Here is a 12,667-nt window from a genome sequence, read left to right on the forward strand (position 1 = left end):
CGTTGTCACACACCGCGAACACCATGTGCAGCCACTCCAACACCTCAAAAACCGCCCATGAACACGCTCGCCGCCCCGACCACGGAGATGCCGGCCGCGCCCGCTGCGGCGCACCGGCCCAAGCTCGACGCCAAGCCCGGTCCGATCACGCTGATCACTTTCGTGGGCCTGCTGGCCGCGGGCCTGCTCTTCACGGCATGGAGCCTGGTGGGCGATGTCACGGCCTCGGGCGCGCCCATGACGACCTGGGTGCCCTATATCTTGTTGGGCGTGGCGCTGCTGATTGCGCTGGGCTTCGAGTTCGTCAACGGCTTCCACGACACGGCCAATGCGGTGGCCACGGTGATCTATACGCACTCGCTGCCGCCCAACTTCGCGGTGGTGTGGTCGGGCTTCTTCAATTTCATGGGCGTGCTGGTGTCCAGCGGCGCGGTGGCCTTCGGCATCATCGCGCTCTTGCCGGTGGAGCTGATCCTGCAGGTGGGCTCGGGTGCGGGCTTCGCGATGGTGTTCGCGCTCTTGATCGCCGCGATCATCTGGAACCTGGGCACCTGGTGGCTCGGGCTGCCGGCGTCCTCCTCGCACACGCTGATCGGTTCGATCATCGGCGTGGGCATCGCCAACGCGCTGATGCACGGCCGCGACGGCACCAGCGGCGTCGACTGGGGGCAGGCCACCAAGGTGGGCTATTCGCTGTTGCTCTCGCCGATGGTGGGTTTCGGTTGCGCGGCGCTGCTGCTGCTGGCGCTGCGCGCCTTCGTGAAGAACCGCGCCCTCTATGAAGAGCCCAAGGGCAGCACGCCGCCGCCGTGGTGGATTCGCGGCCTGCTGATCCTCACCTGCACCGGCGTGTCGTTCGCGCACGGCTCCAACGACGGACAGAAGGGCATGGGGCTGATCATGCTGATCCTGGTCGGCACGGTGCCGATGGCCTACGCGCTGAACCGCGCGATGCCCGCCAACGAGACGGTGAAGTTCGTGGCCGTGGCCGAGATGGCGCAAACCGCGCTGAACCGCAGCGTCCCGACTTCGCTCCCCGCGCTGCAATCCACCGCGGCGCGCGACGCGCTCTCTACTTATGTACGCACCCGCGAGTTCAACGACAAGGTCGTGCCGGCGCTGGCCGCCACCGCCGGCAGCATCGGCCAGCAGGTGCGCGAGCACGGCTCGCTCGCCGCGGTACCGGCCGAGGCCGTCGCCAACGTGCGCAACGACATGTACCTGGCCTCCGAAGCCATTCGCCACCTCGACAAGAGCGGCGCCGCGAAGTTCGACGACGAGACCAAGCTGCGTGTCGGCACCTTCCGCCAGGAACTGGACGACGCGACGCGCTTCATTCCGCTGTGGGTCAAGATCGCCGTGGCCATCGCGCTCGGCCTGGGCACGATGATCGGCTGGAAGCGCATCGTCGTCACCGTGGGCGAGAAGATCGGCAAGACGCACCTGAGCTACGCCCAGGGCGCATCGGCCGAGGTGGTGGCGATGATCACCATCGGCGCGGCCGACATGTACGGCCTGCCGGTCTCGACCACGCACGTGCTCTCCTCCGGCGTGGCCGGCACCATGACGGCCAGCGGCTCGGGCCTGCAGATGTCCACGCTGCGCAACCTCGCGCTCGCCTGGGTGCTGACGCTGCCGGTGGCCATGCTGCTGTCGGGCTCGCTCTACTGGCTCTTCACCCGTCTTTTCTGATCACGCACCTTGTCGGCATTCCATGATCTCGCCGCCCAGTCCTATGGCGGCGACGAAGCCGGGCTGATCTGCGGCTATCTGTTCGACGCCGCGGCGCCCGAGCCCGCGCGCGCCATCGATTCGGCGCAGGCGGCGGCGTGGCTCGGCGCTCAGCCCGAAGACACCGTTGTCGATGATGGCAGCGGCGCCTACGTGTGGCTGCACTTCAACCTGAGCCACGCGCAAGCGGAGCGTTGGCTCGTTCGGCACGCGAATCTCTCCGACACCTTCTACGAGACGCTGCACGACGGCCTGCCCTCCACGCGCATCGAGCGTGCCGACGATTCGCTGATCGCGGTCATCAACGACGTGCACTTCGAGTTCAGCTTCGAGCCCTCGGACATCTCCACGCTGTGGATCAGCGTGGGCCCGCGCCTCGTGGTCACGGCGCGCGCGAAGCCGCTGCGTTCGGTCGACGCGCTGCGCACGGCAGTGAAGGCAGGCGATGCGCCGCGCTCCAGCACCGAGTTGCTCGAGCATCTGCTGCGCGCGCAGGCCGATGTGCTGGTGAAGATCGTGCGCGGCGTCACCTCGCGCATCGACCACATCGAAGACGAACTGCTCGCCGGCCGGCTCGACCACAAGCGCGCCCGTCTCGGTGTGCTGCGACGCTTGCTGGTGCGGCTGCAACGGCTGCTGGCGCCCGAACCGGCCGCGCTGTTTCGCCTGCTGCAAGGCCCGCCGTCTTGGATGTCGGAGCCCGATGCGCAGGAGCTGCGCGGCTCGACCGAGGAGTTCTCGGTGGTGCTGCGCGACATGCAGGCGCTGCAGGAGCGCATCAAGCTGCTGCAGGAAGAAATAGCCGCCAACGTCAACGAGGACAACAACCGCAGCCTCTTCGTGCTGACGGTGGTGACGGTGCTGGCGCTGCCGATCAACATCCTGGCGGGTTTGTTCGGCATGAACGTGGGCGGCATTCCGCTCGCGGAGCACAAGCACGGGTTCTGGATCGTGGTGGCGATCGTGGCGAGCTTCACCGCGGTGGCGGCCTGGGCGGCTTTCCGCAAGAAGCGCTGAGCCGCATGCAGCGGCGCAGTAATGCTATTTATTTAGTAGCATCTCGCGCAGCATCCATGCGCCCGCATCGACGTTCCAGACCCCCTAGAATGGCGGGGTGTCCTCCATTCTCAATGCCGATCTTCATTGCCACTCCGTGGTCTCCGACGGCACATTGACGCCCGAAGAACTGGCTGTACGCGCAGCCGCCAACGGGGTCGAGCTCTGGGCCCTCACCGATCACGACGAGGTCGGCGGCCAGCACCGCGCAGCGGCCGCGGCCCGTGAAAACGGCATGCGTTACCTCACCGGCACCGAGATCTCGGTGACCTTCGCGAACGAAACCGTGCACATCGTCGGCCTGGGCTTCGACCCCGACGACGCCGCGATGACGCAGGGCCTCTACGACACGCGCGGCGGGCGCGGCAAGCGCGCGCAGGAGATGTCCGAGGGGCTGGCCAAGGTCGGCATCCAGGGGGCCTACGAGGGCGCGCTCAAGTTCGTCGGCAACCCCGAACTCATCTCGCGCACGCACTTCGCGCGCTTCCTGGTCGAGCAGGGGCACTGCCGCGACACCTCCGAGGTGTTCCGCAAGTACCTCACCGAAGGCAAGCCCGGCTACGTGCCGCATCGCTGGGCCTCACTCAAGGATGCGGTGCACTGGATCACCGCCGCCAAGGGCATGGCCGTGATCGCGCACCCGGGCCGCTACAAGTTCACGGCCAACGAGGAGTACGCGCTGTTCCTCGAGTTCAAGGCGCATGGTGGCCGGGCGATCGAGGTCGTCACCGGCAGCCACACGCCGGCCGAATATGTCGAGTACGCCGACAAGGCGCTCGAGTTCGATTTCGCCGCATCCCGCGGCAGCGATTTCCACAGCCCCGACGAGAGCCACTGCGATCTCGGCAAGCTGCCACCGTTGCCTGGCGCCCTCACGCCGGTGTGGGAACTGCTCGGCCATCGCATCCAGCAGTGAGCCAGAGCCCCGGGCCCGGCATCGACGGTGCGGCCAGCGCTGCACTGGCGAATGCACGCGCCGCGCAGCAAGCCAGCCGCAGCAAGGAATCCGAACGCATCCTCGCGGGCATCGGCATGGTGATCGTGGCCGTGGCCTGCTTCGCCACGCTCGACACGGCTACAAAAATGTCGACGGCCAGCGTACCTATCTTGATGGGCGTGTGGTTCCGCTACGTCTTCCAGGCCGTGGCCACCACGGCCGTGCTGTTGCCACTGCACGGCACGGCGCTGCTGCGCACGCGGCATCCGCGCTACCAGCTGCTGCGTGGCGCGCTGCTGCTGGTATCGAGCACGCTGGCCTTCCTGAGCCTGCGCTACATGCCGCTCGCAGAGTTCACCTCGATCGTGCTGATCGCGCCGCTGGTGATCACGCTGCTTGCTGCGACCACACTCAAGGAATACGTCTCGCCGCTGCGCTGGGCGCTGGTGGCGGGCGGCTTCATCGGCACGCTGGTGATCCTGCGGCCGGGCGGCGATGCCTTCAGCTGGGCCATCCTGCTGCCGATCGGCCTCGTGCTGACCAACGCCTGGTTCCAGGTGCTCACCAGCAAGCTCGCGCAGACCGAGAACCCGCTCACGATGCATTTCTATACGGGCTGGGTCGGCGCGCTGATCGCGTCGCTGGCGCTGCCCTTCGCGTGGACCGCCCTGCCCTCGTGGGAATGGTGGGCGCTGCTGTGCCTCATGGGGTTCATGGGCACGGTGGGTCATTTCATCTTGATCCTGGCCTACCAGCGTGCGCCGGCCTCCACGCTCACGCCGTACCTCTATGCGCAGATCGCCTTTGCCATGCTGGGCGGCTGGCTTGTTTTTTCCCAAGTGCCCGACCGTTATTCGCTCATCGGCATTTCGATGATCGCGGTCTGCGGCGCAGCCGGTGCGTGGCTCACGGTGCGGGAGCGCCGCGTGCCCATCGAACCGGCGGAATCCTGATCAGGAGATAGCTTTATGGCCCAGTATTTCGAAGTCCATCCCGAGAACCCGCAGCAGCGGCTGCTCAAGCAGGCCGTGACGCTGCTCGCGCGCGGCGAGATCGTGGCCGTGCCCACCGACTCCAGCTATGCGCTGGCCTGCCACCTCGACGACAAGGACGCGGTCGACCAGCTGCGACGCATCCGCCAGGTCGACGAGAAGCACCACCTCACGCTGCTGTGCCGCGACCTGAGCGAGCTGGCCAACTACGCGCGCGTCGACAACAAGCAATACCGTTTGCTGAAGGCCGCAACGCCCGGCCCTTACACCTTCCTGCTCGAAGCGACAAAGGAAGTGCCGCGGCGCGTGAGCCACCCGCAGCGCAAGACCATCGGCCTGCGCGTGCCCGACCACAAGGTGCTGCTGGAGTTGCTCGCGCTGCACGGCGCACCGCTGCTGGCCACCACGCTGATCGCGCCCGGCGAGACCGAAGCGCTGAACGACGCCGCAACCATCCGCGAACGCTTCGAGAAGCAGATCGGTGCGGTCATCGATGCCGGTGCCTGCCCTTCGCAGCCGACCACCGTGGTCGACCTGACGCCCATGGGCACGGGTGACGATCCGGTCGTGGTGCGACAGGGACGCGGGGCGCTCGCGGTGCTCGGTCTCTGAAAGAGGTTGGAACCGATAACTAATGCACGTCTGACACAATCGCACAGTGGATATTTCCAATCTCATACAGACCGTTCTCATCTACGCGCTGCCCGTGATCTTTGCGATTACCGTGCACGAGGCGGCCCATGGCTATGTGGCCCGCTACTTCGGCGACAACACAGCTGCGGTGATGGGACGTGTAACCCTCAACCCCATGAAGCACATCGACCCCATCGGGACCATCCTGATGCCGTTGATGCTGTACTTTGCGACCTCGGGCGCCTTCCTGTTCGGCTATGCCAAGCCGGTGCCGGTCAACTTCGGGCGGCTGCGTCATCCGAAGCGCGACATGATCTGGGTGGCGCTCGCGGGGCCTGCCTCGAACTTCATCCAGGCCATCCTCTGGGCATTGCTGTTCGTGGTGCTGGCTGCGGCCGGTTTCGACAATGAAAACTTTTTCATCCAGATGGCGCGTGGCGGCATCCTGGTCAACCTCGTGATGTGGGCCTTCAACCTGTTTCCGCTGCCTCCGCTCGACGGCGGCCGCGTGCTGGCCGGGCTGCTTCCCAACGGGCCCGCGCAGAATTTCCTCGCGCGCATCGAGCCCTATGGCTTCTTCATCGTGATGGGCCTCGTCATTGCGGGCGTCGTCAGCACCTTCTGGCTGCGCCCCCTGATGGACGTCGGCTACTTCGTCATCAACCTCATCATCACGCCGCTCAAGGCATTGCTGCTCTAAGTCTGTCGTTCCATGGCCTCGTCTTCTTCCGCTCCGCTGCGCGTCCTGACCGGGATCACCCCGTCGGGCACGCCCCACCTCGGCAACTACGTCGGCTCGATCCGCCACTCGGTGCGGCAGAGCGTCGCGCCCGGTGTGGAGAGCTTCTTCTTCCTGGCCGACTACCACGCGCTCATCAAGGTGCAGGAGCCCGCGAAGATCCAGCGTTCCACGCTCGAGATCGCCGCGAGCTGGCTGGCCTGCGGGCTCGACCCGGAACGCGTGACCTTCTATCGCCAGTCGGACATCGCCGCGATTCCCGAGCTCACCTGGTTCCTTACCTGCGTGACCGGCAAGGGTGTGCTCAACCGCGCGCATGCCTACAAGGCGCAGCTCGACAAGAACATCGCCAAAGGCGAGGACCCCGACGCCGACGTGACCGCCGGCCTCTTCATGTACCCGGTGCTGATGGGCGCGGACATCCTGATGTTCAACGCCCACAAGGTGCCCGTGGGCCGCGACCAGGTGCAGCACATCGAGATGGCGCGCGACATGGCGCAGCGTTTCAACCACCAGTACGGCGAGCACTTCACGCTGCCCGAAGCCGAGATCGACGATGCCGTCGCCACGCTGCCCGGCCTCGATGGCCGCAAGATGAGCAAGAGCTACGGCAACACGATCCCGCTGTTCGCGCCGCGTGCGTACCTGCAAAAGCAGATCGCCAGCATCGTGACCGACTCGCGCGCGCCCGGCGAACCCAAGGAAACCGAGGGCTCCGCGCTCTTCCAGATCTACCAGGCCTTTGCCGATGCCGACGAGACCGAGATGCTTCGCAAGGCCTATGCCGACGGCATCGGTTGGGGCGACGCCAAGCAGTTGCTGTTCGAGCGCATCGAAGTCGAAGTGGCGCCGCTGCGAAAGCGCTACGAGGCACTGATGAGCGACCCGGCGGAGATCGAGCGCATCCTGCTCATCGGTGCCGAGAAGGCCAGCGCGCTGTCGCAGCCCTTCATGACGCGCCTGCGTCACGCGGTGGGCCTGCGCAACCTCGCGGCAGGCCGCGACAAGGGCAATGCCAAGGCGGCGAAGGTCGCCAAGCCCAGTTTCAAGCAGTACCGCGAGCGCGGCGACGGGCTTTTCTATTTCAAGCTGCTCGATGCGCGCGGCGAAACCCTGCTGCAGAGCCGTGGATTTGCTTCGCCGCAGGAAGCGGGCCGTACCATCGCGCTCCTGCAGGCCGAGCGCGGTGCGGCGCTGGCCGCCGCGGCTGCGCAGCTCGAGCCCATCGACACAGAACAAACACGCGCCGTGACAGAGGCGCTGGAGGCATTGGCGGAAGCAACGACCACGACAGATGGAAGTTGAACCGGCAAGGGCCCACCGGCTTATCCGCCGGTGAGCGAGACGAGAGAAGACGGTGCGATCACAAAGGAAGAAAACATGAGCATTTATGTCATCGACGACCACCCCCTGATGCGCGACGCGATCGTGATGGTGTTGCGACGCCTGCGACCCGCCGAGAACATCGTCGAGCTCGAGCGGCTCGACAAGCTCGCGAGCTCGGTGCAGCAGCGTGGCGCGCCCACCCTCTTTTGCCTGGACCTGAAGCTTCCGGACACGAATGGCGTCTCGGGCGTGATTGCGGTCAAGCAGGTCTACCCCAACGTGCCGATCGCCGTGTATTCGGCGGCCCCGGCCGCGGACATGGAAGACGCGTGCATCGAAGCAGGCGCCGACACCTACATCGAGAAGTCGGCCAGCTCCAATGAATTGGCAGCCGCCCTGCGCGGCCTGCTGATGGCAGGCTCCGAAGAGGCCGACGAGCCACCGCTCGCGAGCAGCAAGCTCTCCAAGCGCCAGACACAGCTGATCGCCATGCTCGACAAGGGCATGAGCAATCGCGACATCGCGACCGACCTGGAGATCAGCGAGCACACGGTGAAGGTTCACCTGTGGCGCCTGTTCCGCCGGCTCGGTGTGAAGAGCCGCACGCAGGCTCTCCATTACGCCCGCACCAACGGTCTTCTGTCGGGCTGATCCCGGCGAGAAACTGCCTCTTCGAAACCGCGCCTCGTGCGCGGTTTTCTTTGGGCAGAACTTTTTTCTTCAGCCCCCGGAAGCGCTGACGCGTGCCTGCGCCACCGCCTCGTCGGCGTCGTGCAGCGCCACGCGGAACACGCTGCCGCTGCCCAGGCGCGAGCGCACGCTGATCGGGTGCCCCAGCACGTGCGAGAGCCGCGCGACGATGGCCAGGCCGAGGCCGAAGCCGTCGGACGTGCCGGCATGATCGGCCACCTTGTAGAACTCCAGGAACACGTCGCGCAGGTGCTCGGGCGCGATGCCGATGCCCGTGTCCCACACTTCCACGCGCATGCCGTCGCGCGTCTGCCGCGCGGCCAGCAGCACGCCGCCTTCGGTGGTGTACTTGATGGCGTTGGCCAGCAGGTTGCCGATCATGCGGCGCACGCGGATCGGGTCGGTGAGGAAGGAGCCTTCGGTCACATGCACGCGAAAGTCGAGGCCGCGGCTCTCGGCCACCGGGCGGTACTGCAGCTCCAGGTCGTGCAGCAGCTCGGGGACATCGACGCGCTCGATGTGCAGCCGCACCTGGCCCGAATCGATGCGCGCGAGGTCGAACATCGAATCGAACAGCGCATTCACCGCATGCGTGGCGCGCACGATCTTCGGTGCGAGTTCGAGCACCAGCTCGGGCTCGTTGCGCAGCCAGTCGGCGTACAGCGAAAGCGCCAGCACCGGTTGGCGCATGTCGTGCGCGGCGCTGGCCAGGAAGCGGTTCTTCATCGCCACCGCCGACACCGCCGCCTGCCGCTGCTGCGTGAGCGACTTGATCAGGATGTGGTTGTGGAACAGGAGCTCCAAGCTGTTGCGCGCCGTCTCATGGATGTGACGCCCCGCGCGCAGCAGCAGGAACCAATGCAGCATCGGCAGGATCGGCATCAGGTAGCCGTAATGGAACTGCGGCTCGTGCAGGTTGACGCTGACAAGCCGGATCACCACCGCCCCCAGCATCGTGATGAAGAGCGTGTTGACATAGCGCTTGAGCAGCGGAGGATGCAGCGCGAGCCCGTTGAGCGGGAAGGTGCCCACCCCGGCCACGATCAGCCAGCTCATGAACTGGTTGACCTGCGGCGTACGCTCGAAGAACAGCAGGATCGACGATCCCCACACCACCGCGGTGGTGCTCCAGATGAAGCCGTAGCGCTCTGTGAACTGCTGCTGCGCCGCGGAGCTGCGGCCGGCGTAGCGCACCGTATAGACGTGTGAGCCCCAGGCCCGGCAGGCCGTGGCGATGACGCCGGCCAGCAGCCACGTCAGCAGCTCCCAGCGGGGCACTTCGACCCAGCTCAGCCCGACCATGGCCGGTATGAGCGCGACAGAAACGATGTACGAGCTGCGCGATGAGCGCATCAGGCTGCGGATCAGTTCGCCGCGCACCCACGATTCGGCCTCGTCGGCCGAAGCCGGTGCCGGTGTCAAGCTCGCGATCGACGGATTGGCCATATGGCACAGGCCCCTTGTTCTTATCCGGCAATTGAAGATGGGCCCCATGCAGAGGCTCCGAGAGATGGCGATATTAACGGGCTGCCATCCATTGTTTCCCAAGGTAACCGCGGAAGGCCTGTAGCCATAATTCGCAGACCTCCGCAGATCCACCGAACAAGAAGGAACCCACCCGCATGCTGTCCCATGTTTTCGTCGGCGTGAACGACTTCGAACGCGCCTTCGACTTCTACACGGCGCTCATGAGTGAACTGCGCCTGAAGCTGCGCTTTCGCGACGACGCCAAACCGTGGGCCGGCTGGCAAAGCCCCGATGCACCGCGCCCCTTGTTCCTGGTCGGCGCGCCCTTCGACGGACAAGAGGCCACGAACGGCAACGGCCACATGGTGGCGCTGATGGCCGCAGATCGCGCCACCGTGGACCGCGCCCACGCGGCCGCGCTGGCCAACGGCGGCAGCTGCGAAGGCCCGCCAGGACTCAGGCCGCACTACCACCCGGACTACTATGGCGCGTACTTCCGCGATCCGGACGGAAACAAACTCTGCGTCTGCTGCCACACGCCACCATCGACATGCTGAACAACATCACTCCTTTCCTCGTCCACTGGGCCATCACCGCCGTCTCGCTCTGGGTCGCCAGCCACCTGTTTCGCGGGCTCAAGTTCGACGGCACCGGCGCGCTGGTGATCTCGGCCTTGCTGCTCGGGCTGGCCAACGCAGTCGTGAAGCCGCTGCTGATCGTGCTCACGCTGCCGCTGACGCTGGTGACCTTCGGGCTCTTCCTGCTGGTCATCAACGCGCTGATGATCCTGCTGGTGGCTGCGCTGGTGAAAGGCTTCAAGGTCTCGGGCTTCTGGACCGCGCTCTTTGCCAGCATCTTCATCTCGCTCTTGAGCATCGTCATCGGCTCGTTCGTCACCAGCGGCGACCCGGCCGAGAAGGTGCAGATGCCGCAGAGCGGCAACTGGCTTTGAGAGTCCCGCGAGCCCCTCTTCTGGAGGGCCCAATGGAACCGTGTTCCATACGGTCGTCTAAATCGATCAATTCACGGCTGTAGAGCGCTATTTCCTTCTTTTACGCGCGCAGGCATTGCCGACGGACGCTGCTTCGTCCAAGATGAGGCACGCGCTTCGTGAGAATGAGAAGTGCGTGAAGAAAAGGGACGGAATGCGCATCGCAATACTCGACAACGAGCGGGATCAGCTGCGACTGGTCACCCACACCGCAACGAGCCTCGGCCACGAATGCCATGAATACATCGACGGGACCCTGTTGCTGCAGGCGGCGCAGGCGCAGCGTTTCGACCTGCTGATCTTTCAGTGGCGCCTGCCCGGTCTCGACAGTCCGGCACTCGTGAAGGCGCTGCGGCGCGCCGCCGGCAACCGCCTCCCGATCCTCTTCATGACACACAGAGCCGACGCCGCGGACATGGCCATGAGCCTGCATGCCGGCGCCGACGATTTCCTGATCTCGCCCATCTCCGGCGCGGAACTCGAAGCGCGCATCGGCGGGCTGCTTCGCCGGTCGTATCCCGCGCTGCACGAACCCCGGCTTGTCTTCGGGCCTTATCAGTTCCTTCCGGCGTGGCGCACCGTCAAGCTCAAAGGTGCGCGGGTCGGCCTGAGAAGCCGCGAGTACGACCTTGCACTGTTTCTTTTCCAGAATACCGGCCGCCTGCTCTCGCGCGAGCAGTTGTATCGGGCCATCTGGGGTGCCGACTTCGAGGTGCTCTCGCGCTCGCTGGACACACACCTGTCGCGGGTGAGGGCCAAGCTCGATCTGCGTCCGGCGAATGGCTTTCTGCTGGCCGCCCTGCGCGGGTTCGGCTACCGGCTCGAGGCCATTGAAGCGGCTGCGGCGCAGGAGGAAATTCACGCGGGCGCGATGTCGTAGGAAAAAACCAACGAATAAGAAAGCAACAACCTGCAAAGACCGCACATTCGCACACGTATACGAGAGAGAAATGGGTTGCGACGCCCTTGTGATGCGTGCTACCCTCGACTGCAAAGATATTTGAGAGGACTACCATGAAGATGATCAAACTCGCAGCCGCCCTTGCCTCCTTGGCAATTTCTTCGGCTTTTGCGCAAGCGCCGGCTCCTGCCACCGCACCGGCACCCGCCGGCAACGCAGCCGACGCGACTGCCGCTACGACCGGCGGCCTGACCCCCGGCCAATGGGGTGCTGTTGCAGGTAGCAGCGCTCTGCTCGTGGCAATTGCTAGCAGCAACGGCGGCAATGGTGGTGGTGGTTTCGTCATCATCCCGGGCACGGGTACGGGCACCACCGGCACGCGTTAAATGCTGCGTGCCCTCCCAATGGGAGGGCATTCGCTGAGAGCTCCGCGCGTTGGTTTCGCCACGCGACTTTTAAAACGTTGCCTTTGGGCAACGTTTTATTTGGGCGTTGGCGGTTGTTCCTCCGGGTCTTCAGCCATGCTGGATGCTGCTCGGCTTGTATACAAAGGCCAACCCGCAGCAGCACAGCCGAACTTCAATCCCGCCTATCGCTATTTGCGGACCCAGATCGGTGACCGCACTATTTTCATGGTGCTCGGCTATATCGATCAGCGCCCCGAGGGCCCTGTCGAAGTTTGGTACAGCGGTAGCGGCGAGGTCGTCAGGCTCCTGAACGGCCAGCTCGTGGGCACCACAGGGCTCAGTACCGACTGGCGAAACGTTCGATTCACAGGACTCCCCGCGTGGCCGGGCGCTGATACGACGGGCGGCTCGGGTCAAAGCTACACGCGCCTGCGCGATCTCATGCCAGGCTATCGCTTCGGAATTCGCGACGAAATCGTTCGGATCTCCATCTCGCCGCCACGAAACACCGCCCTTGCAGGCGCCGACGCCACCTCCTTGCGTTGGTATGAAGAGCGCAGTGTGTCGCGGCCGTCTGCGGCCTCATTGCCCACGGCTCGCTTTGGCATATCTCGCTCCTCTGAAAAACCACAAGTCGTGTATTCAGAGCAATGCCTCTCCAGTGACTTCTGCATGAGTTTCGAACAATGGACGCCCCCCGCACCGGCCGTCGGTAAATCGGCAAGCTCCGGCACATGAATCCCTGGGTTCGCGGTATTGGCAAACGGCATTGGCCTCGTCGAGCGGCCATCGCGTGC

The 12,667-nt window shown here is 65.2% G+C and carries 14 protein-coding genes; 13 read left to right on the plus strand and 1 reads right to left on the minus strand.

Annotation, left to right across the window (positions count from 1 at the left end; translation table 11 throughout):
• The first annotated feature begins 57 nt into the window (after positions 1-57).
• The 8 genes from ACSFA7_RS24855 to ACSFA7_RS24890 all read left to right on the plus strand — a co-directional run bounded on the left by ACSFA7_RS24855 (position 58) and on the right by ACSFA7_RS24890 (position 8,065).
• On the plus strand, positions 58-1,692 hold the full coding sequence (locus ACSFA7_RS24855) for an inorganic phosphate transporter (RefSeq protein WP_435501836.1): 1,635 nt from the start codon (positions 58-60) through the stop codon (positions 1,690-1,692).
• Positions 1,693-1,701: 9 nt separating this feature from the next.
• The gene (locus tag ACSFA7_RS24860) at positions 1,702-2,748 is read left to right on the plus strand and encodes a transporter (RefSeq protein WP_435501837.1); all 1,047 of its coding nucleotides are present in this window, start codon (positions 1,702-1,704) and stop codon (positions 2,746-2,748) included.
• A gap of 97 nt (positions 2,749-2,845) precedes the next feature.
• A complete protein-coding gene (locus ACSFA7_RS24865; protein ID WP_435501838.1) occupies positions 2,846-3,703 on the plus strand; it encodes a 3',5'-nucleoside bisphosphate phosphatase in 858 nt (285 codons plus the stop codon).
• Positions 3,700-4,677 (plus strand): DMT family transporter, encoded by a 978-nt coding sequence (locus tag ACSFA7_RS24870; RefSeq protein ID WP_435501839.1) that lies wholly within the window; start codon positions 3,700-3,702, stop codon positions 4,675-4,677. The genes ACSFA7_RS24865 and ACSFA7_RS24870 overlap by 4 nt, the downstream gene beginning before the upstream one ends.
• A gap of 15 nt (positions 4,678-4,692) precedes the next feature.
• The gene (locus ACSFA7_RS24875) at positions 4,693-5,328 is read left to right on the plus strand and encodes an L-threonylcarbamoyladenylate synthase (protein WP_206175034.1); all 636 of its coding nucleotides are present in this window, start codon (positions 4,693-4,695) and stop codon (positions 5,326-5,328) included.
• A gap of 46 nt (positions 5,329-5,374) precedes the next feature.
• The gene (locus ACSFA7_RS24880; RefSeq protein WP_435501840.1) at positions 5,375-6,049 is read left to right on the plus strand and encodes a site-2 protease family protein; all 675 of its coding nucleotides are present in this window, start codon (positions 5,375-5,377) and stop codon (positions 6,047-6,049) included.
• A gap of 12 nt (positions 6,050-6,061) precedes the next feature.
• Positions 6,062-7,393: a tryptophan--tRNA ligase gene (locus tag ACSFA7_RS24885; RefSeq protein WP_435501841.1), complete on the plus strand. Its 1,332-nt coding sequence runs from the start codon at positions 6,062-6,064 to the stop codon at positions 7,391-7,393.
• A gap of 75 nt (positions 7,394-7,468) precedes the next feature.
• Complete coding sequence (locus tag ACSFA7_RS24890; protein ID WP_013543036.1) at positions 7,469-8,065, plus strand: LuxR C-terminal-related transcriptional regulator; 597 nt, start codon at positions 7,469-7,471, stop codon at positions 8,063-8,065.
• 69 nt (positions 8,066-8,134) lie between these two features.
• Here the strand turns inward: ACSFA7_RS24890 and shkS are convergent, their stop codons facing one another.
• Positions 8,135-9,550, minus strand: a complete 1,416-nt coding sequence (gene shkS / locus ACSFA7_RS24895) for a surface-behavior sensor histidine kinase ShkS (protein WP_435501842.1) — start codon at positions 9,548-9,550, stop codon at positions 8,135-8,137.
• Between the two features lie 176 nt (positions 9,551-9,726).
• Between shkS and ACSFA7_RS24900 the strand changes: the two genes are divergently transcribed.
• From ACSFA7_RS24900 to ACSFA7_RS24920, 5 genes are all read left to right on the plus strand, one after another.
• A complete protein-coding gene (locus ACSFA7_RS24900; protein WP_435501843.1) occupies positions 9,727-10,128 on the plus strand; it encodes a VOC family protein in 402 nt (133 codons plus the stop codon).
• Entirely contained in the window at positions 10,122-10,523 is a 402-nt protein-coding gene (locus tag ACSFA7_RS24905; protein ID WP_435501844.1) for a phage holin family protein, read from the plus strand. Before ACSFA7_RS24900 ends, ACSFA7_RS24905 begins: the two co-directional genes overlap by 7 nt.
• Positions 10,524-10,716: 193 nt before the next feature.
• Positions 10,717-11,442, plus strand: coding sequence for a response regulator transcription factor (locus ACSFA7_RS24910; protein ID WP_435501845.1), 726 nt, complete (start codon positions 10,717-10,719; stop codon positions 11,440-11,442).
• 134 nt (positions 11,443-11,576) lie between these two features.
• Complete coding sequence (locus ACSFA7_RS24915) at positions 11,577-11,849, plus strand: hypothetical protein (RefSeq protein WP_435501846.1); 273 nt, start codon at positions 11,577-11,579, stop codon at positions 11,847-11,849.
• A 135-nt stretch (positions 11,850-11,984) separates the two neighbouring features.
• Positions 11,985-12,608 carry a YjbF family lipoprotein gene (locus ACSFA7_RS24920; RefSeq protein WP_435501847.1) on the plus strand — a complete coding sequence of 208 codons (624 nt, stop codon included), beginning with the start codon at positions 11,985-11,987 and terminating at the stop codon, positions 12,606-12,608.
• Positions 12,609-12,667 lie beyond the last annotated feature (59 nt).

Origin of the sequence: Variovorax trehalosi (assembly GCF_051216415.1) — a bacterium.
GTDB lineage: Bacteria > Pseudomonadota > Gammaproteobacteria > Burkholderiales > Burkholderiaceae_C > Variovorax.